We start from the raw sequence: 24,184 nt of genomic DNA on the forward strand, positions 1-24,184 counted from the left end.
CCCCCCCCCCCCCCCCCCCCCCCCCCCCCCCCCCCCCCCCCCCCCCCCCCCCCCCCCCCCCCCCCCCCCCCCCCCCCCCCCCCCCCCCCCACGGCGTCAGGACTGCTTCAGCGTCAGCATCCAGTCGCGCAACTGGCGGGCCTGGCGGTCGAGTTCGGTACGCGCCGCCTTGTTGCCGGCGGCGGGGTTACCGGCGATCGCGATGATCTGGTTGAGCGACGTGGTGGCGGTGTTGTAGTCCCGGCCGAGGTAGGCGGCCTGGGCGCCGTCGAGCAGCGCGGAGGCGGCCTCGGCGGACGCGGGGTCCAGGGCACCGTCGGCGGCGCGGGCGGTGATCAGCGTCCGGGTCTGCCGGTAGGTCGAGCAGTTCGCCTCGGTCTGGTCGGCGGTCCAGTGGATACCGGCCAGCAGGATCCGAGTGAACGGGTCGCGGTAGTACTGCGCGCGGTCGTGGCCGAGGATGAGGGAGAACTCACGTCCGCCGTCGTACTCCTGGCACCAGGCGATCGGGTGGTCGCCGTTCATCAGCCGCAGCGGGTTGGTGGCGGCGTTGCCGCTGTTGAGGCTGCGCTGGTACGACGACTCGTCGAGGCTCAGCAGCGTGTGCACCTCGGCGCGCGGGTTGTGGTCGAAGTTGTACAGCTCGTCGATGGTGAGCCAGGTCTTCGGCAGGTGCGCGACGGCCGGGTTGGCGGGGTCCTCGGTGTTGACCCGTACGTTGATGCAGCTGCCGCAGGTGCCTTCGCCGTTCTGGCCGCCGGGGTGGTTGGTGAACCACGCTCCTACCAGGTCGCGGTACCAGGGCACGTTGTGGATCGCGTCGGACGCCCCGTGCAGCCCGAGGTAGCCGCCGCCGGCCTGGATGTATCCCTGGAAGGCGGCCAGCTCGCTGGCGTTGAGGGCGTCCGCGTCCGGCGTGCTGTTGGGGTTGGTGCCGTCCACCGGCGAGGAGAAGACGATGGTCTTGTACTTCGCCAGGTCGGCGGCGGAGGTGAACGGTGTGCTCGGCAGCGAGTTGGGGGCCAGCCGCGGATCCCAGATGTCGACGTCGAAGCCGTACTGCTTGCCGAGTTGCTGCACGAGCAGGGCGGTGTCGGGGATGTGGTCGTGGCGGAAGCCCTTGGTGGCCGAGAAGTACAGCACCCGGTAGCTGGCGTCGGGGAAGTTCGTGGATGCGGCGAGCGGCGTCGCGGCGGGGATCGGGTTGGGGCCGGTGGCCGGTGTGACGGTCATGCCGGTGAGCGGGTCCGCCGGCAGCGTGCCGGTGACCTGCTGCTTCAGGTAGCGGGCGTCACCGACCAGGGTGTCGCGGGCTGCTCCGGGTTCGGTGGCGCGTTGCGCGGCCGCGACGAACTGGTTGAGCAGGGTGGCCGCCGCGTCGCTGTCGCCTGTCTCGGCCAGGCCGGCCGCCTGGGCGAGGGTGGCGCGCAGGTTGTCGCCGGCGGCGGCGTCGAGTGCGCCGCTGGTGACGTAGCCGGCGATGAGGGTATCGAGGTCGGCGAAGGACGTGGTGACCACGAACGCCTGGTCGAAACGGGCGGCGTTGCCGGCCGCGTCGCTGGCCACCACGCTGATGGTGTGCCCGCCGGTGGCCAGGGTGGAGGCGGTGACGGGCAGCGGGGTGACCTCGGTCCCGTCGACCCACATGCGATGGATGAAGACGCCGCCGGAGCCGGGCGCGGGATCGGTCCGGGTCGGGATCAGGGTGGCGGTGTGGCCGACGTGCCCGTCGACGATGCCCGGCCAGCTGACCACCGGGGCGACGGTGTCGATCCGGATGGTGATGGTGCGGACGGACTCCACCGATCCGTCGCCGCCGATGGCCCGGTAGCCGACGGCGGTGGTGCCCTGCTGGCTGATCTGGACGGAGCCGGCCAGGCTTACGGGGTACGGGGCGGCCGCGGACGCCGCGGTCTGGAACGGCGCCGAGTTGCCGAGCCGGTACTCCAGGCGCTGGACACCGTTGACCTCGTCGGTCGCGGACAGGTTCAGGGTGACCGGGCCCCGGTAGAAGCCGTTGGTCCCGGTAGCGGCGGTCGGGGTGAGGATGGCCGGCGCGCTGGTGGGCGCGGCCCATGCCGGGGTACTGACGGCGAGCGAGCCGACGGACAGGGACGCGGCCGGTAGGACGGCGGCGACCACGAAGCGCAGCAGACGCCGGCGGCTGTCTGCGCCCGCTCGGCGGGACGGGTGTGCTTTCCGGGTTCTGGCAAGCGGGTGGTGGCTGGACATGCGGTTCCTTTCCAGCTCCGGGGCAGGAAGTGGAGACGGATCTCGACGAGCCAAGCAATCGCGATGTGCTCTCGGCGAGACGCTATCCCCGGAAATAGCAGGAAGCTAGATGCGAGACAACGAAACTTTGAGATGAATCATCAGAAGTTACGGACGGTTGACGCTGAAGTCCGAGCAGAAACGGCAGGGGCGGCGACCTCCTGGCCGCCGCCCCTGCGCTGGTCGTTCGTGTTCGTCAGGCGGCCGGCGTGCCGGTCACCGTGAACAGACGCGTACGGCCGATGTTGTCGAACGAGCCGAAGCCCACCCGACCGGAGGTGAAGGTGGTGTCCTTCGCCGTCATCAGCGGGTCCTGGTCGTTGTCGACGTAGACGGCGATCTCACCGGTGGCGGGCAGGTGCACGACCCGTACCTTGTGCCAGTCGGCGTCGGTGATCGCCGGGTTGGCGCCGCGGGAGCGGCCGTTCCACTGGTGGTCGATGCGTTCCCGGTCGGCGTTGTTGACCTTGAAGATGCCGTTGTGCGGGTAGATCGTGTTGTCGGTGGACAGGTGCGCGTAGTAGTACTGCGTGTCCGACTGCCAGCCGAAGATGATGATCACGTCCCGGTTAGTGACCTCGACGGGCGTGTCGAGGCGTACGCGGGCGTCGATCTGCACCGACGACCAGGCCGGGCCCTTGTTGAGGATGGCGTACTCGAACGGCCGGCGCGGGCCGGGGCGGCTGACGCCAGCCTCGGCGAGGATCACCTCGTCGCCGTCGAACTGCCACTTGGACGGGGTCACCGGCGTCCAGTTGTCCGCGCCGCCGGTGTGCAGCGCCTTGGCGTCGCCCACATCGCCCTCCGCCACGGTCTTCGTGCCGACCACCTTCCAGATCTTGCCGTTGGCCTTGGCCACGATGTAGATCTCGCCGGCCGCGTCGGTGCCGAAGCGCAGGTCGACGCGGTTCGGGTCGCCGGGCGCGCCCGGGCTGGACAGGTCCTGCATGCGTACCAGGTCACCGGCGGTGGTGTACAGGGCGAGCCGGTGGATCGGGGCGAGCCCCTCGCCGCGGCGCATCTCGTTGGCCTCGGTGTAGAGGACGGTGCCGGCTACCAGGTCACCGAAGATGTACTTGCCGATCAGGTGCGGGAGGGTGTGGCCGCGGTAGACGAACCCGCCGGCCACCGCGACGCCGACATCCGAGGTGCAGTTCCAGCCCGGGGCCGGGTCGTGGTCGTACGCGGCGACCGGGTAGGTGTAGCCGTACTTGGCGTCGTCGGCCGGCAGCGGGTAGAGCTTGTCGCAGGGGTTGGTCGCGGTCTTGTCGAAGACCCAGGAGCCCTCGCGCTCGCTCCAGCCGAAGTTGTCCCCGGCCCGCACCTCGTAGATCGACTCGACGGCGTGCTCGCCGATGTGGCCGAGGAACATCCGGCCGGTGGCCTGGTCCCAGCTGAACCGGTGCGGGTCGCGGAAGCCCACCGCGTAGATCTCGCCGAGCGCGCCGGCCTTGCCGACGAACGGGTTGTCCGCGGGGATGCCGTACCGGCCGTTGGGCGCGTCGGTGCCGTGCGGGTCGATGCGCAGCAGCTTGCCGTGCGGCAGGCCCATGTTCTGCGGGTCGCCGTTGCGGTAGCCCTGCCCGCCGTCACCGACCGCGAGGTAGAGCATGCCGTAGTCGCTGTCGCCCGGCTTCGCGGTCGGGTTGAAGTTGATCTCCTGGACGCCGTGGATCTGGCCACCGAAGCCGATCCGCAGCACCTCCCGGTGGGTGCCGGAGAACGTGTCCGCGGCCGGGTCGGTGGCCGTCCACTCGCTGATCACGGCCTGGTAGATGGTGTTCGGCTGGGCGTAGTCCGGCGTCCGGGTGGCCAGCGACGCCTGCTCGGTGTGGATGGTGTAGAAGCGGCCGTTGTGCGCGAAGTCCGGGTGGAACGCGACGTACCCGAAGCCCTGGCCGAGGCCGCGACCGGAGAAGAACGCCGGCGCGAACGTCGCCGCCACGTCGAGGTAGACGTGCGGCACGCCGTTCTCGACGAAGTAGAGGTTGCCGTTGAGGTCCGGCACCGCGCGGCGGCCGGAGCCGTCGGGCAGTTCGTTGATGGTGTTGATCCGGGCCTTGCGGACCAGCCGCTGGTCGACCGGGGCCGGGTTCGGGGTGGACTGCGGGAAGCTGGCGTACTCCTGCAGGACCAGCCCGAGCTGGGACTGCGTCGGCGTCTCGGGGATCGGGTCGTAGACGGCGCCGGCGGCCCGGGCGGGCGCGGCGACCAGGGTGGACAGGACGAGGGTGGCGGCAGTGACTCCGGCGGTCAGCGCGGCTCTGCGGAGCCGGCCGGTGCTGCCAGCGCGAATGAACACGCGGGTTCTCCTTCTCGGTGGGACGGTGCCGAGGGATGGTCAGCGGGCCATGTAGCGGTACTGCTTGGCGATGTCGCTCGCCGGGATGACGCTGTCGAGGAACATGAGGCCGTCCATGCGGCAGTCGCACGGGTTGCGCTCAAGGGTGTTCTGCGGGAAGCTGCCGCCGATCTTGATGCCGCGCGAGTCGGTGGCGCTGGTGACGTGCGGGCCGGGCCCGGACACCTTCCACGGGTCACCGGCGGTGGTGTAGAAGCCGTCCACCGGCTCGCCGTTGCGGTAGAGCGCCATGGTGCCGTTGGTGAAGTCGTAGGTGGCGGCCAGGTGCACCCACTCCCCCTTGGGCAGCAGGGTCCGCCAGTCCTCGCTCGCGGCGAAGGTCTGTGAGGAGCCACCGTCGAGGCGCCGGCCGAGGGCGACCAGGCGCAGCTCGCCGCTGACGTCGATGAGTTCGAGCAGGGCCCGCACGGCGTGCCCGTCGGAGTCGCCGGTCAGCACGCCGGCCAGGCCGATCGCGTTGTACCGGTCCGTCGGGTTGGCGGTGGTGGAGTTGAGGGCCGGGCCGTCCATGTCGCGCTTGAACCAACCCATGACGGTGGCACCCTCGGCGCTGCTGAACGCGTTCAGGGTCGGCACGCCGGTGGCGGAGAAGACACCGGCCTTCCAGTCGTCGTTGCCGGCGACCGCCGGGTTGACCTGCCCGGTCTGCAGGGCGTCGCCGCTGCCCTTGTACGCCTCGTCGGGCACCCGCATGGCCGCGCCGCCGTTGACCAGTTCGATCTGGGTGCCGGAGTAGCCCTGGTCCTGCTCGAGGGCGGCGTCGCCGGGTGCCGGGTGGTCGAAGTCGTACATGGCGACCAGGTGCGACCAGAGGGCGGGGTGGACGTCGTACGGGCCGGGGCGGTCGGCCTGGGCGGGGGTGGCCCCCACCGTCAGGGCCAGGGCCAGCAGGCCGCTGGCCGCGACCGCGGCTCGGCTGGGTCTTCTCATGGTGGTGGTGCTCCCTTCGTCGATGCGCGATGGGCTCACGAAAGCGCTTTCAGGACGGTCGTGGCGATGCCCTGGGGTCGCGTGTAGTTGGGGGTGTGTCCGGACGGGACGGTGGGCCGCCAGGCCACCGGACCGTCGAGAGTGAGGCTCGCCGGACGGTGGTCGGACAGCGGCACAGCGTGTACGTAAGCGCTTACGTAAGCGCTTACGTAGCCTATGCTGTGCCTCACGCCACAGGCAAGAGCGCGGTGCGGATCAATGTTTCTCAGGAGTGACTGATGCCCAGACCCGGCCCCCGGCTACGCCTCGCCGACGTGGCGGAACGCGCCGGCGTCTCCCTGGCGACCGCCTCGCGCGCCCTGGCCGGCCGCGAGGGCGTCAGCGAAGAGGTCGCCAACCACGTCCGGCAGGTCTCCCGCGAGCTCGGATACGTCGCCAACCCGTACGCCCGCAACCTCGCCGGCGGCGCCAGCTCCACCGTCGGCCTGATCGTCCACCAGATCGACGACCCGTACTTCTCCGAGATCGCCAGCGGAGTGATCGAGGTCGCCGCCACCGAGGGACTCCTGGTCCAGATCGCCCATTCCGGCCGCGACCCGCACCACGAGCTGCGCCAACTGCGGCACCTCATCGCGCAGCGGGTCGGCATCATTCTGATCGCCGGCTCGGGCTACGACGACCCGCGCGTGGAGACCGAGGCCCGCACCGAACTCGCGGGATTCCAGCGCGCCGGCGGCCGGGTGGCCGTCATCGGCCGGCACGCCCTCGGCGTCGACGCCGTCGTACCCGACAACGAGGCCGGCGGACGCGCCATCGGCGAGCACCTGGTGGCCCTCGGCCACCGGCGGATCGCCGTCGCCGCCGGCACCCCGGGCCTGACCACCGTGGCCGACCGGCTCTCCGGCGTCGCCGCCGCGCTGACCGCGCACGGGCTCGCCCTGGACGAACTGCCCGTCGTCCACTCCGACTTCACCCGCGACGGTGGCCGGGTGGCGGCCGAGCAGATCCTGCGCCGCCACCCCGACAGCACCGCGATCATCGCGCTCAACGACGCGATGGCGATCGGCGTGCTGTCCATCCTGCGGGCCCGGCGCATCGCCGTGCCGGAACGCATGTCGGTGGTCGGCTTCGACGACGTGTCGGTCGCCGCCGACCTGGCGCCCAGCCTGACCACCGTCCGGCTGCCGATGACCGAGATGGGGCGGATGGCGCTCCAGCTCGCGCTGAAGCCGAAGGCGACCCGCCCCCGACGGCGGCCGACCGGGCACACGCTGATCGTCCGCGACTCGACCGGCCCCGCCCCCGCACCCGGCGGCTGACCCCGGCACCGTCGGACGACGGCCGCGGGCCCCGGGACACCCGCCGTCGCGGCAGACCAGCACCTGCGCCCGGGATAATGGGATCCGGGGAGTGCGACACCGGACGACGCGCGGAGGTTGGGGTGGTGCAGGAGGAAATTCGGCGGCGCAATCTCGGCACGCTGCTGCGACACGTCCACCTGGGCGGTTCCGTCTCGCGCGCCGCGCTGGCCGAGCGGATGGGCGTGAACCGCAGCACCGTCATGGCACTGACCGGGGAACTCACCGCCGCCGGTCTGGTCCACGAGGAGATGCCGGCGGACACCGGCCGGGCGGGCCGGCCGTCGCTCGTGGTCCGGCCCGAGGCCGCCCGGGCGTACGTGCTGGCGTTCGACGTCGCCGTGGACTGGCTGGTCGCCGCCCGGGTCGGGCTGGGCGGCGTCATCCTCGACCGCCGGCAGGCGCCCCGCCCGCGGGCTGGCGCGGACCTCGACCGGGTGGTCCGGGTGCTCGCCGACTTCGGCCGCCGACTGCACGGCGCGGCGCCGCCCGACTCGGTCTGCGTGGGAGTGGGCGCGTCGTACTGCGGCATGATCCGGCCGGGCGACGGCATGGTCCGGTACGGACCGGACATGGGCTGGGTGGACCAGGCGTTCGGCGCCGAACTCGGCCGCCGGCTCGGGCTCGGCCTGCCGGTGTCGGTGGGCAACGGGGCCCACCTCGGGGCGCAGGCCGAGCAGCAGCGCGGCGCCGGTGTCGGCTTCCGAAACCTGATCTATCTGCACGGCGACGTCGGCGTGGGCGGCGGGATCATCGTCGGCGGCAAGCTGCTGGACGGCGAGGGCGGCTACGGCTGCGAACTCGGGCACATGGTGGTGAATCCCTACCACGGACGGGCCTGCGGCTGCGGCTCCCACGGCTGCCTGGAGGCGGAGGTCGGCGAACGCGCCCTGCTCGACGCGGCCCGCCGGCCCGCCGACCTGATCGGCCGCGAGGCGCTTTGTGACGTGGTGACCGACGCCGACCGCGGTGACCCGGTGGCCCGGGACGCGCTGCGCCGCGTCGGCGACTGGCTCGGCATCGGCGTGGCCAACCTGATCAACCTGTTCAACCCGGGCATCGTCATCTTCGGCGGGATGCTGCGGGACGTGTATCCCGGCATGGCCGAACCGGTCCGCGCCCGCATCGCCGCCAACGTCCTGCCGGTCGCCAGGGAACGGGTCCGGTTGCGCACCTCGGTGCTCGGCGACGACGCCACCCTCGTCGGCGCCGCCGAACTCGGCTTCTCCGCGCTGATGGCCGACCCGCTGGGGGCCCTCGCCCGCGCGGCGGCGTCGCCCACCGCCGCGACCGCCTCCCGGTAGCGTCGGCTCAGGCCCACTCGCCGGTGAACAACGGGGCGACCGGACGCTCCCGGCGCCCGATCCGCAGGTCTCCGAAGATCGTGCTCCGCTCCGCCCGCTCGACCTCCGCGTCCAGGTCGATCCGCAGCTCCGCGGAGGCGTCGTGGGCGGCCCCGATGAGCACCATCTCGGTCCCGGGATGGTCGAGGAAGCCGGGCGGATCGAGCGGGGCGAACCGGCGACCGTGGAACTGCTCCTGCAGCGCGGCGGGCAGCCGCACCTTGCGATCCCGGGCGAGCCCGACGCCGGGTGGCGAGGGTGCGCGGGGATTCTTGACCGTGACGATGTAGCTCGCCTCCGGCTCGATGTCGAGGTCGCGCTGCGCCGCACCGGGACGCACCGGCAGTTCCAGTTCGTAGGCGAGATGGGTGTGGTCGTCGTGCCGGGCGATCACGTACGCCCCCTCCGCCACGGGCCGGGCCGGCGGCTGCTCCCGCCCGCCACGGGTCGCGGTCCGGTACCGGCGCGCCTGCAACGTCTTGTGCAACTGCTCCGGCCGGTCCACCACCTCGTCGACGAACGCCCAGAAACGGTCGTGCTCCCCGACGTCGGGCAGCCGCTTGCGCCCCACCACCAGCAGCCGCAGGTGCCGCCCGTGCCAGGGATGCAGCACCACCAGCAGCCGCTGCACCTCGGCCAGCGAGTCGACGTGCTCCTCCTCCACCCGGGGCCGGTAGAGGAAGTAGATGTCACCGTCCTCGAGGATCTCGGCCATTCGCCCCGCGTACCCGATCCGGTCACCGATCAACGCCCTCCGGCAGTGCGGAGCCGAGGGCACAAGGTCCCGGTCCGCGGTGCCGATCTTCACTGGTGGGCCCGGGCCGGACGAACGAACGTGAGAGTGAGGGTTCGGCGGCGCGGCCCAGGGAGGATGGAGCGTGATGGCGGCACAGCCGGTGACCGGTGCGGCCCAGATCCTTCCGCCCACCGATCGTCGCGTCACGCGCAGGAGCGTGACCGGCCTCAACTCGGCCGAGGCGGCGGCCCGGCTGAGCGCCGACGGTCCCAACAGCGCGACCGCGCCGCCCCGCCGGCACCTGGCCACCCGGATCCTGCGCCAGCTCACCGATCCGCTCGTCGCGCTGCTGCTGGCCGCCGCGGTGGTCACCACGGTGCTGCGGGACTACCCGGACACCGCGGTGATCGTGCTGGTGGTGCTGGTCAACACCGCGATCGGCGTGGTGCAGGAAGTTCGGGCGGACCGGGCGATCGCCGCGCTGGACCGGCTCGCCGCGCCGACCGCGCGGGTGGTCCGCGACGGCCGGGATCTCGTCCTGCCCGCTGCCGACCTGGTCCGGGGTGATCTGGTCCGCGTCGAGGCCGGCGACGTGGTTCCCGCCGATCTGCTGCTCACCGACGCCGCCCGGCTGCACCTCGACGAATCGGCACTGACCGGCGAGTCGGTGCCGGTCGCGCGGGTCGCCGGCGACGAGGTGAGCGCGGGCACGGTGGTCACCACCGGCCGGGCCACCGGCACGGTCGCGCGTACCGGAGCGGCGAGCGCGCTGGGCCGGATCACCGCCCTGGTCTCGGCCACCCGACCCGTCGCCACCCCGCTGCAACGCCGGCTGGCCTCCCTCGGCCGGGTCCTCGGCCTCGCGGCGGTGGTGCTGTCCGGCCTGGTGTTCATCATCGGCGTGCTCGGCGGCCGGCCGGTGGTGGACATGGCGGTCACCGCGGTGAGCCTGGTGGTCGCGGCGGTGCCCGAGTCGCTACCGGCCGTGGTCACCCTCGCTCTCGCGCTCGGCGCCCGGCGGATGGCCGGGGCACGGGCGATTCCCCGCCGGCTGCACGCGGTCGAGACCCTCGGCTCGATCACCGTGATCGCCTCGGACAAGACCGGGACGCTCACCGAGGGCCGGATGGCCGTGCAGCACGCCATCACCCGGGACGGGTCCCGGTACGGGGTCACCGGCCGGGGGTACGCGCCGGACGGCGCGGTGCGCCACCGCGGGCGACCGGTGACGGTGCCGGAGGAACTGCGCCGGCTGGCGCGGGCCGGGCTGCTGTGCAACGACGCGACGCTGGCCCCGCCCACCGGGGAACGGCCGGAGTGGGCCGCCGTCGGCGACCCGCTCGAAGCGGCGCTGGTCGCGTTCGCCGCCCGCTGCGGCCTGGACCCGGAGAGCACCCGAGCCGCCTGGCCGCGCATCGCGGAGCACCCGTTCGACCAGGACCTGCGGCGGATGACCACCGTGCACCGGACGTGCGACGGCCGGTACCTGGTGGCCTGCAAGGGGGCGCCGGAGAATGTCCTGACCGCGCCGCTGGTCGACGCGACCACGGCGGAGCTCGCCGGGCTGACCGCCGCCGCGCGCCGGCTCGCCGGCGAGGGCCTGCGGGTGCTCGCGGTCGCCTCCGCGATCGTGGATTGCCCGCCGGCCGACCCGGCCCGCCCGACCGGGTTGCACCCGGCCGGGCTGGTGGCGATCGGCGACCCGCTGCGCGCCGGCGCCACCGACATCGCCGGCAGCTTCGACGCGGCCGGCGTACGCCTGGTGCTGATCACCGGCGACCACCCGGCCACCGCCGCCGCGATCGGCGGGCAGCTCGGCCTCTGGCACGACGGTGACCCGCTGGCCAGCGGTGACGACGGTGACCTGGCGCAGGCGCATCCGCGGACCCGGGTGTACGCGCGCACGCAGCCGGAGCAGAAGCTCGACATCATCGCCGGGCTGCAGTCCCAGGGGCACGTGGTGGCGATGACCGGGGACGGGGTGAACGACGCCCCGGCGCTGCGCCGGGCCGACATCGGGGTGGCCATGGGCGGCGGCACCGAGGTGGCCCGGCAGGCGGCCGACCTCGTGCTGGTCGACGACGACCTGTCCACCGTGGCGACCGCGATCGGCGAGGGTCGCCGGATCTACGCCAACATTCGCCGATTCCTGCGCTACGCCCTCTCCGGCGGGGTCGCCGAGATCGCGGTGATGCTGCTCGGCCCGCTGTTCGGGCTGGCCGTGCCGCTGCTGCCGGCGCAGATCCTCTGGGTCAACCTGCTCACCCACGGGGTGCCGGGGGTGGCGCTGGGCGCGGAGCCGGCGGAGCCGGGCATCCTGCGCCGCGCACCCCGTTCCCCGCAGGAGTCGGTGCTCGGCGCCGGGCTCGGCCGCGACGTGCTGCTCACCGGTGGGCTGATCGCGGCCGTGGTGCTCGGCGCGGGGTTGCTCGCCGCGCAGGGGAACCGCCCCTGGCAGTCGGTGGTCTTCGTGGTGCTGGGCCTGGCGCAGCTCGGCGTCGCGCTCGCGGTACGGGTACCCCGAACGCGCGGCGCGCGGCGCCGCAACCGTGCCCTGCCGGCCGCCGTGGCGGTCTCGGCGCTGCTGCAGGTGGCCGGCGTGCTGCTGCCGCCGCTGCGGGGCCTGCTCGGCACCGAGCCGCTGGGCGCGACGGAGCTGCTGGCCTGTGCCGCGGTGAGCACGCTGCCCGGCCTCGTGCTGCGGCTGACGCGCGGCAGGACGCCCCGGACCACCCGGCGGCCGACATCGGGCGGCACCGGCGGCGCGACCGCGCCCGCCACCGGTGCCGAGGAGGTCAGGATGGAATCGAGTGGAGCGGCAACCGGAGGGAGTGAGTCGGCATGACCAGCGACAGCGGCGCCCCGGTCCTCGTGGGTGTCGACGGTTCGGCGATCGCGCTGGACGCGGTCCGCAGCGCCGCCCGGAGCGCGGCACTGCGGCAGCGGCCGCTGCGGATCGTGCACGCGTTCATCTGGCCGTTGATGGGCGTACCGGTCGGCCCGGACCCGGGCGGCCCGGCCAGCGCCGGCCTGCGTCACGCGGCCGAGCGGTACGTCGCCGAGGCGGTCGCCGAGGCCGGCAAGATGGCGCCGGACGTGCGGGTCACCGGCGCGGTGGTCGACGGTCCACCAGTCCCGGTGCTGCTCGACGAGGCCCGCGACGCCGCGCTGCTGGTGCTCGGCAACCGCGGACTCGGCGGCTTCGCCGGCCTGCTGATCGGCTCGGTCACCGTGCAGGTGTCCGCCCGCGCGCAATGCCCGGTGCTGGTCGTCCGGGGCGAGCCGCGCGCGGACGGTCCGGTGGTGGTCGGCGTGGACGGCTCCGAGTGCTCCACCGAGGCGGTCGGGTTGGCGTTCGACGAGGCGGCCCGGCGCGGCGCCACGCTGGTCGCGGTGCACGCCTGGCTCTACCCGACGCCGGTCGCCCCGGGCGACATGCTGCCGCTGGTCTACGACCTGGACGCGCTCGCGGCGGAAGAGGAACGACTTCTCGCCGAGTCCGTCGCCGGCTTCGCCGAGCGGTACCCCGACGTGTCGGTCCGGCAGCGGCTCGTGCGCGGCTCCGCCGCGGCAGCCCTGGTCGAGGAGTCGAAGAACGCCCAGCTCGTGGTCGTCGGCGCCCACGGCCGAGGGGCCCTCGCCGGGCTGCTGCTCGGTTCGGTCAGCCATGCCGTGCTGCACCACGCGCACTCGCCGGTGGTCATCGTGCGGCACTCACGAACCGTCGCTCGGTCTTGAACCCGGCCACGCCGGCCGCGGGTGACGTGTGATCAGGCGCGGAACGGGTAGACCACCGCGCCGTGCGGCCCGACGACCGTGGTTGCACAGCATCGGTGTCACGACAACTCGGGGGACGGATGTCGGAAGCGCCAGCGCGGGCGGACCGGCCACCGGAGGAGGTCGTCGAGCTGCGGGTGCACGGCGTGTCGGGCGCCGCAGCGGAGCAGGTGCTGGACCGGCCGCACGTACGGCAGGTCGCCGGGGACCGCAGCGGCGGCTTCTACCGCCCCCGCCCCGGCTACCCGGACACCACGGGCGCGGGCGGAGTGATCCTGGAGGCGTACCGGTGGCGGGACCTGCCGTCCGGTACGGCCGTGCGCACGCTGTCGCTGGTGTTCCTGCTGCCGTTCATGCTCTGCAACATGGCGATCTGGATGCGCCCGGCCAGCAACGACATGCCGGGCGCCATCATGAAGGGCCTGTGCCGGGTGCTCGCGCTGACCCTCACTGCGCTGTACGTGCTCGCCGTGGCCGGGGTGGCCCTGGACCTGGTCGCCTGGAAGTGCATGGCGTCCCACCGGTGCCTGGCCGGCCGGAGCTGGCTGTCCTGGCTGGGCGGGCGCCCGGTCGGGCTCCGCCTGGCGCTGCTCGCGCTGGTCCCGACCGCTGCGGTCGCCCTGGTCTGGCGGCTCGGCACCCGGCCGGGATGGACCTTCGCGGAGTTCCGCGGCCCGTTGACGACCTCGGGCCAGCACCAACTCACGGCGGTCGGTCAGTGGGACGTCGCACCGGTGGTCTCCCGGCTGCGCGCGCTCCATATCACCGCCGCCCTGGCCACCCTCGACGCCGTGCTGCTCGCCGCGCGGGCTACCGGCAGCGCCGCGGCGGCCTGGACCATGCCGCTGGCCGTACTCACCGGAGCTGTCCTCGCCGCCTGTGTCGTGCTGGTCTGCGCGCACCCGGTCATCGACCGGACCGAGCGAAGCCCGGCCACCGACCGGAGCGTGCGGCACCTGAAGACGGCGGCGCTGATTCTCACCGTCGCGGTGCTGGTCGCGGTGGCCGTCGATCCGGCCCCCTGGCCGGCCATCACCAACCTGCCGGCGTACCCGGTGATCGTCGGCGCGCTCTTCCTGACCCAGACCGCCCTGCTGGTCGTGCTCGGGGTGGTGGTCCTCTGGGCTCGGGGCCGGGCACCGGGCGGTTCCCGGTTGCGGGCGCTCGGCTCCCCGGTCATGGGCGCGGTCGCCACCGGACTGGCCATCGCCTTCTCCGCCGAACTGGTATACCGGGTGGCGGACCTGCTGGACCGCAGCGCCCCGACCGCCGAGCGACTGGCCAGTAGCCCACCGCTGGCGTACAAGTGGGCGATCTTCGGCTTCTTCCTGGCGGTGGCGGTCGCGTCGGCGGCCGCGGTGGTGGTGGCGGTGGTGTCCGGACCGGCCCGTCGGCGCGCGGCGGCGGAGATCCTCGCCCGCGACTTCCCCGACGCGCCGCCCGAGTCCGGCCCCCGGCTGCAAGATGTGGGAAAGGTGATCGCCCGGGCCCGGTTCACCGAGCGGCTGACCCCGCTCGCCCTCACCTACGCTGGGCTCGCCGGGCTCGGCATGGCCACCAGCACGCTCGGCATGGTCAAGCAGCATCCCGGCGATTTGATCGACCGCTGGACCCCGATCCCCGCGGCCCTGGTCAACTTCGGCCTCGTCCTGGGCAGCTACGTCATCGCCGCCGTCGTCCTCGGCCTGATCATCGGCGGTATCTTCGCGTACCGGACCTCGGAGTTCCGCCGCTACGTCGGCGTGTTGTGGGACGTGGGCACGTTCTGGCCCCGGGTCGCGCACCCGTTCGCGCCACCCTGCTACGCCGAGCGGGCCGTGCCGGAGCTCAGCCGCCGGATCACCTACCTGACCGGGCAGGGCCAGGGCGTGCTGCTGACCGGGCACAGCCACGGCTCGATACTGCTCGCCGCGGCGGTGCTGCAACTGCCGCCGCAGACCGTCGGCCGGGTGGCCCTGTTGACGTACGGCTCTCCCATGCACCGGCTGTACGCGCGGTGGTTCCCCGCGTACGTCCACCACGAGGTGCTGTGCGAGCTCGGGCGGCGGGTCGGCTGGCGGTGGATCAACCTGTGGCGGGACACCGACCCGATAGGCGGCTGGGTCTTCTCGCCGCACCGGCCGGGCGAGCCGGCCACCGTCCCCGGACCGCCGGCGTCGGTGGACCGCCGGCTGCGCGACCCCTCGGACGTGGTGACCCCGCCCAGCGACACGGTCCCACCCTCGATCGTCGGGCACTGGCCCGGCGAGTACGACCCACGCTTCGCCGACGCCGTCCGCGAGCTCGCCGACCGGTTGCGCCGCACGCCGCCACGGGACGAGTGATCCGCTCGCGCCGGCACCGCCCGCGCTGGTCGAGAAGCGTGCGCCGGACCGCGGCTACCCGGGGAGCCAGCATGCCAAGTAGGCCAGCAGCCCGGTCAGGTCGCTGCCGCCGGCCCGGTAGCCGACGTACCCGTCGGGCCGGACCAGGTACTGGCCGCTGGCACCGCGGGTGAGGCCGAGCCGGCGCGACACCTGCCCGGCGGTCGCGTCCGTGGCATCAGGCCCGGCGAGCCGGTGCACGTCGAGCTGGTCGGCGTACCGCTCGCTCAGCGTCGCGGTCTCGTCGCCGGACCACGCGTCGGGCGGCCCGCACAGCAGCAGGTGCCATCGGGGCTCGGCCGTCAGCTGGTGGAGCGTGCCGCCCTGCGCCAGCGGCGCGTCGGGCAGCCGGTCGCCGGCCCGTGGGCCCCCGCGCGGCGGGTTCGGCCCGTCCGTCGACAGCGGGCTGTTCCGGTAGGTGATGGCCAGCTGGGACACCGTGCGGAAGGCGGTGGACCGGACGAATCGGGGGGCGAGCACGACGGGGACCAGGGCCGGCGCGACCCGGGTACGGACGAACCGGACGACCGGGTTGGTGGAGGTGGCGACGGTGAACGCCCGGTCGGTGAAGCGCAGCACCAGCCGGCCGACCGGCCCCCGTTCCGCCTCGTAGGTGTCGAGCAGGCCCGGGTCGGCCTCGCCGCGCACCGTCTGGACGAGCTTCCAACCGAGGTTGACGGCGTCCTGGATGCCGGTGTTCATGCCCTGCGCGCCGGCCGGGCTGTGGATGTGGGCGGCGTCGCCGGCCAGGAAGATCGGGCCGGCCCGGTAGCGGGTGGCGGCGCGGTGGTGCAGCCGGAAGTTGGTCATCCAGACCGGCTGGCGCAGTCGCACGGTCCCGCCGGTGTAGGCGTCGGCGAACGCCTGCACCTCCGCCAGGGTCACCGGGGCGTCCGGCGCGACCACGTCGGTGGGCGGCCGCATGACCAGCAGCCGCCAGCCGGCGGGGTGCTCGAGGGGGAAGAAGAGCAGCATCCCCGGCCCCGACAGGAACACGTGCGCCATACCCGGCTCGAGGCCGTCGGCGTCGAGGTCGGCCAGGACGAACGTCTGCGGGTACGCGCCGCCCGCGAAGCCGATCCCCGCGAGGTGCCGGACGGTGCTGTGCGCGCCGTCGCAGCCCACCACGTACCGGGCCGGCAGCCGCTCCGCGCGGCCGTCGGCGTGCCGCAGGGTGGCCAGCACGCCGTCGCCGGTGCGGTCCAGTCCGACCAGCTCGGCACCGCGTTCCACGCCCAGCCCGGCCGTGCCCAGGCGCTCCCCCAGGATCCGCTCGGTCTCGGCCTGCGACAGGAGCAGCAGGTACGGATACGCGGTGTCCTTCAGGCCGAGGTCGAACAGCGGCACCGACCGGGCCCGGCCGCCCGCGTGCAGGCACAGCCGGACCGTCGTGTTGCCGGCAGCCACCAGGTCGCCCGTCACGCCGAGGCCGGCGAGCACCTCCAGGGTGCGGGGCTGGATCGCCAGCGCCCGCGATTCGTGGACCCGGTCCGTGGCGCGGTCGATCAGGCGGAACCGGACGCCGGCGGCGGCCAGCCGGCCGGCCAGCGCCAGGCCGGTCGGGCCGGCGCCCACCACCAGGACGTCGGTCCCGTCCGCGCGGGCCGGGACCACTGCGCCGTGCTCGGCCATCTCGGCTCTCCCGACTCGTCGGTCTCGCCTTCGATGGTGTCACCGCCGGCCGGCGGTCGACGGTGCGACACGGCTTCCGGCCGCCGGAGGGGGGTCAGATGTTGTGGCGGTCGTCGGCCGGGAGGCCGGGCGAGGCGGGCGGCTCGGCGGACTGGTCGGGCTGGCCGAGCTGCGCGACATGGGTCGGGTCGAGGACCCGGGAGAGGAAAGAGCGGGTCCGCTCGTGCTGCGGCGCGCCGAGGACCTCCTGCGGCGGCCCCTGCTCGACCACCACGCCGCCGTCCATGAAGACGACCCGGTCGGCGACGTCGCGGGCGAACGCCATCTCGTGGGTCACCACCATCATGGTCATGCCCTCCTCAGCGAGCTGGCGCATGACGGTGAGGACGTCGCCGACCAGTTCGGGGTCGAGCGCGGAGGTCGGCTCGTCGAAGAGCATCAGCTTGGGGTCCATCGACAGCGACCGGGCGATCGCCACCCGCTGCTGCTGCCCGCCGGACAGCTGTGCCGGGTAGGCGCCGGCCTTGTCGGTCAGGCCGACCCGCGCCAGGTTGTCCCGGGCGACCCGTCCGGCCTCGGCGCGGCCGCGGCGCAGCACCCGGCGCTGGGCGATGGTGAGGTTGTCCAGCACGGTCAGGTGCGGGAAGAGGTTGAACGACTGGAAGACCATGCCGATGCCGCGGCGTACCGCGTCGATCTCGACGTCCGGGTCGGTCATCTCGGTGCCGTTGACCCAGATCTTGCCGGCGGTCGGCTCCTCCAGGAGGTTGACGCAGCGCAGCAGGGTCGACTTGCCGGAGCCGGACGGCCCGATGACGCACACCACTTCGCCGTGGCCGACCTCGAAGTCGATGCCCTTGAGCACTTCGAGCGAGCCGAAGGACTTGTGCAGGTCGCGGATCTCGACGGCGGGCCGGGACGGGGTAGTCGTCATCTGGATCACCGAGCCTTGGCGTAGCGGAGTTCGAGGCGCCGTACCACCTGGGACAGGGGCAGGGTGATGATCAGGTAGGTGAGGCCGGCCACCAGCAGCGGGGTGGCGTTCACCCGGTCGTTCAGCGTGTCGCGGCCGAACTTGGTGACCTCGATGGTCTGCGCCGTCACGCCGAGCACGTAGGCGAGCGACGAGTCCTTGGTGAGCAGGATGAGCTCGTTCGTCAGCGGCGGGATCACGATCCGGAACGCCTGCGGGATGACGATGGTGCGCATCGCGGTGAAGTGCGACATGCCGAGGGTGCGGGCCGCCTCCATCTGCCCCTTCGGCACGGCCTGGATGCCGGCCCGGATGGTCTCGGCCATGTACGCCGCGGCGGTCAGGCCGAGGCCGATCGTGATCGACCCGAACACGCCGCCCGGGATCTCCCGCTCCGGGAAGGCGATGGGGATGCCGTACCCGACGAGGAAGAGCACCAGCAGCGCCGGCAGGCCCCGGAACAGCTCGATGTACGCGGTCGCGACCCAGCGGTAGGGCGCCACCCGGGACAGCCGCATCAGCGCGAGGAGGGTGCCGAACACCAGGCCGAAGGCGAAGGCGCCCAGGGTGTAGAGGACGGTGTTGCGCAGCGCGACGGTGATGACCGTCGGGAACATCGACTCGATGATGTCGACGCGGAAGAACGCTTCCCGCAGCCGGCCCCAGTCCGCGGCGAGGAGCACCACGGCGATGACGGCGACGAAGGCCAGGTACTGGAGCCAGAGGGACAGCCGTTCTCGCTGGCGGCGGCGCAGCTTCACGGTTCGACGCTCCTTGACTGTGCGGACGTTGCCGACGCGGAGGGCGCGCCGCGCGGGCGCGCCCTCCGGCCGGAAGGGTGGATCAGGCGTTCGGCTTCTTGCCGATCCACTTCTCGTAGATCGAGTCGTACGTGCCGTCCTGCTTGGCCTTGGCGAGCACGTCGTTGATCTTCTTGAGCAGCTCCGGGTTGCCGCCCTTCTTCACCGAGAAGCCGTACTGCTCACCGGTGTCGAACTCGGCCGCCACCTCGAAGCCGCCCTGGTGCTCCTTGATGTACTCGGTCCAGACCGGCAGGTCGTTGATCGCGGCCTCGATCTGGCCGTTGGCCAGCGCCTGCTGCTCGGCGGCGAGGTCCTCGAACTCGACGAGCTGCAGGCCCTTCTCGTCGGCGAGCTTCTTGGCGTAGTCACGGCCGGTCGTCGCGGCCTGGACGCCGAGCTTCTTGCCCTTGAGGTCGTCCAGCGACTTGTACGGCTTGCCGGCCTTGACGAGCATCGCCTGGGTGGCGTCGAAGTACGGGCTGGAGAAGTCCATGACCTTCTGCCGCTCTTCGGTGATCGTCATGCCGGCGGCGGCCGCGTCGCACTTGCCGGTGTTCAGGTCCTGGCCGGACTTGATGCCCTCGAACGGGGTGTCGACGATCGTCTGCTCGACGCCCAGGTCCTTGGCGACCAGGTCCATGATGTCGACGTCGAAGCCGATCACCTTGCCGCTGGCGTCCTTGGACTGGAACGGCGCGTACGGCAGGTGGGTGCAGACGGTCAGCTTGCCCTTCTCGATGAGCTTGACGCCGCCCGCCTGGACCTCGCCCTGCTCCTTCTTGGCGCAACCGGCGGTCACCGCGAGGGCGGCGATCGCCACGACGACGCCAGCCCTGCGGACTGCGCTACGGACCTTCACGGCAGTGTCCCTCTCGTTCGACCCCGGTCCGACGTGCAGCCAGGGCTGGTGCAAAGACGGTGTGCTCGGGGGACGCTACCCGAACGGCGGAGTCGCACCAAGATCACAAGGGGGCACCGCGTCCAACCTGTGACCGTTTCCGCTCAGCCGAACCCGGCACCCGACGCGGAACCGGACACGAGGACCCCTTGCGGCCAAGGTTTGAACGGTGGTTCACTTCTTGCGTGCCGTACCGGAGCACCGAGCGGGTCAAAGCCCGACTGAACGCCTCCCGCGAGCGGATCATCGCCGCCGCGCTCGAGATCATGGCCGGGCACGGGTACGCCGGATGCTCGATCGCCGCCGTCGCCGAGCGGGCCGGCGTGGCCACCGGCAGCGTCTACCGCCACTTCCCCACCAAGGCCGACCTGTTCGCCGAGGTGTTCCGCACCGCCTCCCGGCGCGAGGTGGACGCCGTCGCCCGCGCCGCGGCACTACGCGCCACCGCCGCCGCGCAGGTGTCCGCCGTCGCCGAGACGTTCTCCGGTCGCGCGCTGCGCTCCCCCCGGTTGGCGTACGCCCTGCTCGCCGAGCCGGTCGACCCGGCAGTCGACGCCGAGCGGCTCGTCTTCCGCCGGGCGTACGCCGACCTGATCGCCGGCTACGTCGCGGCGGGGGTGGTGAGCGGCGAACTGCCCCCGCAGGACCCGGACCTGACCGCGACCGCCCTGGTCGGCGCCCTGGCCGAGGCCATGGTCGGTCCACTGGCCGCCGGGGTCACCGGCCCCGGCACCATCCCCAACCTGGTCACCTTCATCCACCGCGCGCTGGGAGCAACGCCGTGACGACACACGAGGTCCGCAACCAGGTTCCCCCGCTGGTCGGCTACGACGCCGCCGACGACCCGGCGCTGCTCGACGGGCTCGCGCGCGAGGGCGCCGGCTGGGCCGCCGCCGAGCTGCACGAGCTCGGCCGCCTCGGCGGCAGCGAGCAGGCGATCGAGTACGGGCGGCTGGCCAACGAACACCCGCCGGTCCTGCGTACCCACGACCGCTACGGCCACCGCATCGACGAAGTGGAGTTCCACCCGGCCTGGCACGAGCTGATGCGCACCGCGGTCACGCACGGCCTGCACGCCGCACCATGGGCCGACGGCCGGCCGGGCGCGCACGTCGCCCGGGCGGCCAAGTTCTACACCTGGCGCCCCGACGCCGGCCACGGCTGCCCGATCTCGATGACCTACGCGGCCGTGCCGGCGCTGCGGCACGACCCGGACCTGGCCGCGCGGTACGAACCGCTGCTCACCGCCGGCACGTACGACTTCGGGCTGCGTCCCCCGCTGGCCAAGCGGGGGCTGCTGGCCGGCATGTCGATGACGGAGAAGCAGGGCGGCTCCGACGTACGGGCCAACACCACCACCGCCCACCCCGACCCGGACGGCAGCTACCGGCTCGTCGGGCACAAGTGGTTCACCTCGGCGCCGATGTGCGACCTCTTCCTGACCCTCGCCCAGGCGCCGGGCGGGCTCACCTGCTTCCTCGTCCCGCGCGTCCTGCCCGACGGCAGCCGCAACCCGATGCGGCTGATGCGCCTCAAGGACAAGCTCGGCAACCGGTCCAACGCCTCGGCGGAGATCGAGTACGAGCACGCGACCGCCTGGCGCGTCGGGGACGAGGGCCGCGGCGTGCGCACCATCATCGACATGGTCAACCTGACCCGGCTCGACTGCGTCATCGGCGCGGCAGCCGGCATGCGCCAAGGGGTGATCACCGCCGTCCACCACGCCACCCACCGGCAGGCGTTCGGCCGGTACCTCGTCGACCAGCCGCTGATGCGCAACGTGCTCGCCGACCTCGCGGTCGAGTCCGAGGCCGCCACCGTCCTGATGACGCGGCTCGCGGGAGCGACCGACCGGTCCGCGCGCGGCGACGCCGGCGAGACCGCCTTCAAACGGCTCGCCCTCGCCGTCGGCAAGTACTGGGTCTGCAAGCGCTGGCCGGCACACGCCGCCGAGGCCCTCGAATGCCTCGGCGGCAACGGCTACGTCGAGGAGTCGGGCATGCCCCGGCTGTTCCGCGAGTCGCCGCTGAACTCGATCTGGGAGGGCTCCGGCAACGTCGCCGCGCTGGACGTGCTGCGCGCCCTGGCCAGGGAGCCCGAGGTCATGGCGGCGTTCCAGGCCGAGGTCACCGCCGCCACCGGCGCCGACCCCCGGCTCGACGCCGCCGTACGCCAGGTGCGGGCCGACCTGTCCGACCACCGCGACCTCGAACTGCGGGGCCGCCGCGTCGTCGAACGGCTCGCCCTGGTCCTGCAGGGCTCGCTGCTGGTCCGGCACGGCCACCCGGCCGTCGCCGACGCCTTCTGCGCCTCCCGCCTCGGCGGCGACCACGGCCAGGCCTTCGGCACCCTGCCGGCCGGTGTCGACTTCGCCGCGATCATCTCCCGGGCCGCGCCCAAGCTGGGCTGACCACGGCGGAGGCGGTCCAGGGGGTCGGCCGACGGCGGCGCCGGCCGCTAGGATCGGCGGGCACGCCCACTATGGACAGGGAGGTCGCGGTGGCCGACACGACGTCAGGGGTACGCCCGGTGCCGGAGCAACCGTCGTCGCGGATCGACCCGTCCGTGCCGCACCCGGCCCGCCGCTACGACTACTGGCTGGGCGGCAAGGACAACTTCGCGGCCGACCGGCGCTCCGGCGACGCGATCGCCGCTGCCTATCCGCCGATCCGGACCACCGTGATCGAGAACCGGCGGTTCATGCACCGGGCCACCCGCTACCTGGCCGGCACGGCTGGCATCCGGCAGTTCCTGGACATCGGCACCGGCATTCCGACCAGCCCGAACATGCATGAGGTCGCCCAGGCCGTCGCCCCCGACGCGCGGGTCGCGTACGTCGACAACGACCCGATCGTGCTCGCGCACGCCCGCGCCCTGCTCACCAGCACGCCGGCAGGGGCCACCGCGTACGTCGACGCGGACCTGCGGGAGCCGGAGAAGATCCTCGCCCACCCCGACGTACGGGCCACGATCGACTTCGACCGGCCGGTCGGGCTGATGCTGGTGGCGATCCTGCACTTCCTCACCGACGCCGACGACCCGTACGGGATCACCCGGCGGCTGGTCGAGGCGCTCCCGTCGGGCAGCTACCTGGCGATCTCCCACACGACCCTCGACATGGTGCCCCAGGACCTCGCGGCGACCGCGGCGCCGGCAACCAAGGCCAGCATGATCGACATGGCGTTCCGGAACCGCGACGAGTTCGGCACATTCTTCGACGGCCTGGAGTTCGTCGAGCCAGGCATCAGCCCGGTGACGGAGTGGCGGCCGGACGACGCCCCGGAGCAGCGGCCACCCGTGGCGCACGCGGCCATGTACGCGGCGATCGCCCGCAAGCCCTGACCCGAGGGACGCGGACGGCGGCGGGAACCGGGGCGGCGGTTCAGGCGTCGACGGTGAGGCGGACCGTCACCGGGTCGCCGACCTCCAGCCCCTCCACCTTCCGCACGGACGCCTTCACCGGCACGATGTACCGGCCGTCCTTCGGCCACAACGACGTCTGCCAGCCGGTGTCCCCGATCCGCGCCGTCACCGGGATCATGCCCCAGCCGTAGGTCACCAGCGCCGAGGCCGCTTCCAGCTCGCCGCACTGCTCCTCGGGGACGGTGACGAAGTGCCACGGCGCCGGGCCCCGCCAGAACCACAGCTCGCCGGTGAACTCCAGGATCATCGGCTCAGGATAGGGGCCGCCCGGCCGACATCTAGCGCGCGCACTCCTGAGTTCCGGGGTTGCGGAGATCAACGATCTTCGACGACACTTCCCGCTGACCGTCGCGCCCGCGCCGGCGGGGACCGAGCCGACAGAGGATTCCGCATGCAGCCGTTACAGACGGCCCCGACCCGACGGAACAACGTCTGGATGTGGGCGGGCGGCGCCGCCGGGCTCGGACTCGCCCTCACGTCGTTCCTGGGCGCCCAGCGGCCGCACAGCGTCACCCCGCCGAGCCGACCGGCCACGGGGAATTTCGTGGTCACCGGCGCGGCGGTGCTCGGCGCCGGCACGTCCTTCACCCGGGACGACCAGGGCGGCTGCGCCGGCACGGGCGGTCACGCCGGCGTCCGGGACGGCGCCCCGGTGCTCCTCGCCGCCGGCGGCGGGACGATGGCCACCGGGCAGCTGACCGACGGTCGGGCGCTCACCGACGGCACGTGCCGGTTCTGGTTCGCGGTCAAGGGCGTACCGACCGCGCAGGACAGCTATTTCCTCTGGGTCGCCGACGAGGACGCCCGGCAGTACGCCGAGGCGGAACTCCACGGGACGCTGGTGACCCTCCACCTCGACTGAGGGCACGGCCAGCCCGGTCAGAGATTCAGCGGGCCGGGGTCGCCGGCCAGCTCCCGGAACCGCTCGCGCGGGTCGGGCACCAGCCGCCGGGCGGACAGGTCGAGCAGGCCGCCCACCCCGGTCACCGTGGCGACCTGGGTGCCGTCCGGCCGGGTCAGCTCCTGCACGATCTGGAAGGTCTTGCCCTCACCCCAACGGAACTCGCAGGACACGTCCACCTCGTCGCCGCCACGCAGCTCCCGCAGGTACCGGACGGTGACCTCCAGGGCCACCGGGCCCACGCCACTGGCTATGAGCCGGTCCTGCGAGATCCCGGCCGCGCGCAGGCACTCCCACCGGGCGTGCTCGCTGTACTGCAGGTAGACGGCCTGATTCAGGTGGCCCTGCGTGTCGAGCTCGTAGCCGCGGATGGTGATGCGCACCCGGAACGGATCTCCCATGCCCACGAGCCTA

General features: G+C 73.1%; 19 protein-coding genes. 9 read left to right on the forward strand and 10 right to left on the reverse strand.

Annotation, left to right across the window (positions count from 1 at the left end; translation table 11 throughout):
• Positions 1-96 precede the first annotated feature (96 nt).
• The 3 genes from ACZ6S5_RS02605 to ACZ6S5_RS02615 all read right to left on the reverse strand — a co-directional run bounded on the left by ACZ6S5_RS02605 (position 97) and on the right by ACZ6S5_RS02615 (position 5,563).
• The gene (locus ACZ6S5_RS02605; protein ID WP_465996993.1) at positions 97-2,142 is read right to left on the reverse strand and encodes a ThuA domain-containing protein; all 2,046 of its coding nucleotides are present in this window, start codon (positions 2,140-2,142) and stop codon (positions 97-99) included.
• A gap of 325 nt (positions 2,143-2,467) precedes the next feature.
• Positions 2,468-4,573, reverse strand: a complete 2,106-nt coding sequence (locus tag ACZ6S5_RS02610; protein ID WP_465996994.1) for a PQQ-dependent sugar dehydrogenase — start codon at positions 4,571-4,573, stop codon at positions 2,468-2,470.
• Positions 4,574-4,612: 39 nt separating this feature from the next.
• On the reverse strand, positions 4,613-5,563 hold the full coding sequence (locus ACZ6S5_RS02615; protein ID WP_465996995.1) for a LamG-like jellyroll fold domain-containing protein: 951 nt from the start codon (positions 5,561-5,563) through the stop codon (positions 4,613-4,615).
• 278 nt (positions 5,564-5,841) lie between these two features.
• On the opposite strand from ACZ6S5_RS02615, the gene ACZ6S5_RS02620 reads away from it, so the two are divergent.
• Together ACZ6S5_RS02620 and ACZ6S5_RS02625 are read left to right on the forward strand one after the other, a co-directional pair.
• Entirely contained in the window at positions 5,842-6,882 is a 1,041-nt protein-coding gene (locus ACZ6S5_RS02620) for a LacI family DNA-binding transcriptional regulator (protein ID WP_465996997.1), read from the forward strand.
• A gap of 77 nt (positions 6,883-6,959) precedes the next feature.
• A complete protein-coding gene (locus ACZ6S5_RS02625) occupies positions 6,960-8,225 on the forward strand; it encodes an ROK family transcriptional regulator (RefSeq protein WP_465996999.1) in 1,266 nt (421 codons plus the stop codon).
• A 7-nt stretch (positions 8,226-8,232) separates the two neighbouring features.
• On the opposite strand, the gene ACZ6S5_RS02630 is transcribed toward ACZ6S5_RS02625, so the two are convergent.
• On the reverse strand, positions 8,233-8,979 hold the full coding sequence (locus ACZ6S5_RS02630; RefSeq protein WP_465997001.1) for a hypothetical protein: 747 nt from the start codon (positions 8,977-8,979) through the stop codon (positions 8,233-8,235).
• A 166-nt stretch (positions 8,980-9,145) separates the two neighbouring features.
• Between ACZ6S5_RS02630 and ACZ6S5_RS02635 the strand changes: the two genes are divergently transcribed.
• The 3 genes from ACZ6S5_RS02635 to ACZ6S5_RS02645 all read left to right on the forward strand — a co-directional run bounded on the left by ACZ6S5_RS02635 (position 9,146) and on the right by ACZ6S5_RS02645 (position 15,101).
• The gene (locus ACZ6S5_RS02635; RefSeq protein ID WP_465997003.1) at positions 9,146-11,845 is read left to right on the forward strand and encodes a cation-translocating P-type ATPase; all 2,700 of its coding nucleotides are present in this window, start codon (positions 9,146-9,148) and stop codon (positions 11,843-11,845) included.
• Entirely contained in the window at positions 11,842-12,738 is an 897-nt protein-coding gene (locus tag ACZ6S5_RS02640) for a universal stress protein (RefSeq protein WP_465997005.1), read from the forward strand. Before ACZ6S5_RS02635 ends, ACZ6S5_RS02640 begins: the two co-directional genes overlap by 4 nt.
• A 119-nt stretch (positions 12,739-12,857) precedes the next feature.
• On the forward strand, positions 12,858-15,101 hold the full coding sequence (locus ACZ6S5_RS02645) for a hypothetical protein (protein WP_465997007.1): 2,244 nt from the start codon (positions 12,858-12,860) through the stop codon (positions 15,099-15,101).
• Positions 15,102-15,155: 54 nt separating this feature from the next.
• Here ACZ6S5_RS02645 and ACZ6S5_RS02650 read toward each other — a convergent pair whose 3' ends face one another.
• The 4 genes from ACZ6S5_RS02650 to ACZ6S5_RS02665 all read right to left on the reverse strand — a co-directional run bounded on the left by ACZ6S5_RS02650 (position 15,156) and on the right by ACZ6S5_RS02665 (position 19,407).
• Positions 15,156-16,772, reverse strand: a complete 1,617-nt coding sequence (locus ACZ6S5_RS02650) for an FAD-dependent monooxygenase (protein WP_465997009.1) — start codon at positions 16,770-16,772, stop codon at positions 15,156-15,158.
• A gap of 94 nt (positions 16,773-16,866) precedes the next feature.
• A complete protein-coding gene (locus tag ACZ6S5_RS02655; RefSeq protein ID WP_465997011.1) occupies positions 16,867-17,706 on the reverse strand; it encodes an amino acid ABC transporter ATP-binding protein in 840 nt (279 codons plus the stop codon).
• 5 nt (positions 17,707-17,711) lie between these two features.
• Positions 17,712-18,506 (reverse strand): amino acid ABC transporter permease, encoded by a 795-nt coding sequence (locus ACZ6S5_RS02660; RefSeq protein WP_465997013.1) that lies wholly within the window; start codon positions 18,504-18,506, stop codon positions 17,712-17,714.
• Positions 18,507-18,588: 82 nt separating this feature from the next.
• Entirely contained in the window at positions 18,589-19,407 is an 819-nt protein-coding gene (locus tag ACZ6S5_RS02665) for a basic amino acid ABC transporter substrate-binding protein (RefSeq protein ID WP_465997015.1), read from the reverse strand.
• Positions 19,408-19,631: 224 nt separating this feature from the next.
• On the opposite strand from ACZ6S5_RS02665, the gene ACZ6S5_RS02670 reads away from it, so the two are divergent.
• The 3 genes from ACZ6S5_RS02670 (at position 19,632) to ACZ6S5_RS02680 (ending at position 22,788) form a co-directional block, all read left to right on the forward strand.
• Complete coding sequence (locus ACZ6S5_RS02670) at positions 19,632-20,231, forward strand: TetR/AcrR family transcriptional regulator (protein WP_465997017.1); 600 nt, start codon at positions 19,632-19,634, stop codon at positions 20,229-20,231.
• A complete protein-coding gene (locus ACZ6S5_RS02675; RefSeq protein WP_465997019.1) occupies positions 20,228-21,856 on the forward strand; it encodes an isovaleryl-CoA dehydrogenase in 1,629 nt (542 codons plus the stop codon). The genes ACZ6S5_RS02670 and ACZ6S5_RS02675 overlap by 4 nt, the downstream gene beginning before the upstream one ends.
• An 89-nt stretch (positions 21,857-21,945) precedes the next feature.
• The gene (locus tag ACZ6S5_RS02680; RefSeq protein WP_465997021.1) at positions 21,946-22,788 is read left to right on the forward strand and encodes an SAM-dependent methyltransferase; all 843 of its coding nucleotides are present in this window, start codon (positions 21,946-21,948) and stop codon (positions 22,786-22,788) included.
• A 40-nt stretch (positions 22,789-22,828) separates the two neighbouring features.
• On the opposite strand, the gene ACZ6S5_RS02685 is transcribed toward ACZ6S5_RS02680, so the two are convergent.
• Positions 22,829-23,116, reverse strand: coding sequence for a DUF1905 domain-containing protein (locus ACZ6S5_RS02685; protein ID WP_465997023.1), 288 nt, complete (start codon positions 23,114-23,116; stop codon positions 22,829-22,831).
• A gap of 144 nt (positions 23,117-23,260) precedes the next feature.
• Between ACZ6S5_RS02685 and ACZ6S5_RS02690 the strand changes: the two genes are divergently transcribed.
• A complete protein-coding gene (locus ACZ6S5_RS02690; protein ID WP_465997025.1) occupies positions 23,261-23,731 on the forward strand; it encodes a hypothetical protein in 471 nt (156 codons plus the stop codon).
• Positions 23,732-23,748: 17 nt separating this feature from the next.
• On the opposite strand, the gene ACZ6S5_RS02695 is transcribed toward ACZ6S5_RS02690, so the two are convergent.
• Positions 23,749-24,171, reverse strand: coding sequence for an acyl-CoA thioesterase (locus ACZ6S5_RS02695; RefSeq protein WP_465997027.1), 423 nt, complete (start codon positions 24,169-24,171; stop codon positions 23,749-23,751).
• Between the last annotated feature and the right edge of the window lie 13 nt (positions 24,172-24,184).

The organism is Micromonospora sp. NPDC051924, from assembly GCF_055586005.1.

Coding starts and splice junctions, on each gene's coding strand:
- ACZ6S5_RS02615 (WP_465996995.1), bottom strand. CDS start 5,563: ATGAGAAGACCCAGCCGAGCCGCGGTCGCGGCCAGCGGCCTGCTGGCC.
- ACZ6S5_RS02625 (WP_465996999.1), top strand. CDS start 6,960: ATGGGATCCGGGGAGTGCGACACCGGACGACGCGCGGAGGTTGGGGTG.
- ACZ6S5_RS02695 (WP_465997027.1), bottom strand. CDS start 24,171: ATGGGAGATCCGTTCCGGGTGCGCATCACCATCCGCGGCTACGAGCTC.
- ACZ6S5_RS02640 (WP_465997005.1), top strand. CDS start 11,842: ATGACCAGCGACAGCGGCGCCCCGGTCCTCGTGGGTGTCGACGGTTCG.
- ACZ6S5_RS02645 (WP_465997007.1), top strand. CDS start 12,858: ATGTCGGAAGCGCCAGCGCGGGCGGACCGGCCACCGGAGGAGGTCGTC.
- ACZ6S5_RS02650 (WP_465997009.1), bottom strand. CDS start 16,772: ATGGCCGAGCACGGCGCAGTGGTCCCGGCCCGCGCGGACGGGACCGAC.
- ACZ6S5_RS02620 (WP_465996997.1), top strand. CDS start 5,842: ATGCCCAGACCCGGCCCCCGGCTACGCCTCGCCGACGTGGCGGAACGC.
- ACZ6S5_RS02685 (WP_465997023.1), bottom strand. CDS start 23,116: ATGATCCTGGAGTTCACCGGCGAGCTGTGGTTCTGGCGGGGCCCGGCG.
- ACZ6S5_RS02630 (WP_465997001.1), bottom strand. CDS start 8,979: ATGGCCGAGATCCTCGAGGACGGTGACATCTACTTCCTCTACCGGCCC.
- ACZ6S5_RS02690 (WP_465997025.1), top strand. CDS start 23,261: ATGCAGCCGTTACAGACGGCCCCGACCCGACGGAACAACGTCTGGATG.
- ACZ6S5_RS02655 (WP_465997011.1), bottom strand. CDS start 17,706: ATGACGACTACCCCGTCCCGGCCCGCCGTCGAGATCCGCGACCTGCAC.
- ACZ6S5_RS02635 (WP_465997003.1), top strand. CDS start 9,146: ATGGCGGCACAGCCGGTGACCGGTGCGGCCCAGATCCTTCCGCCCACC.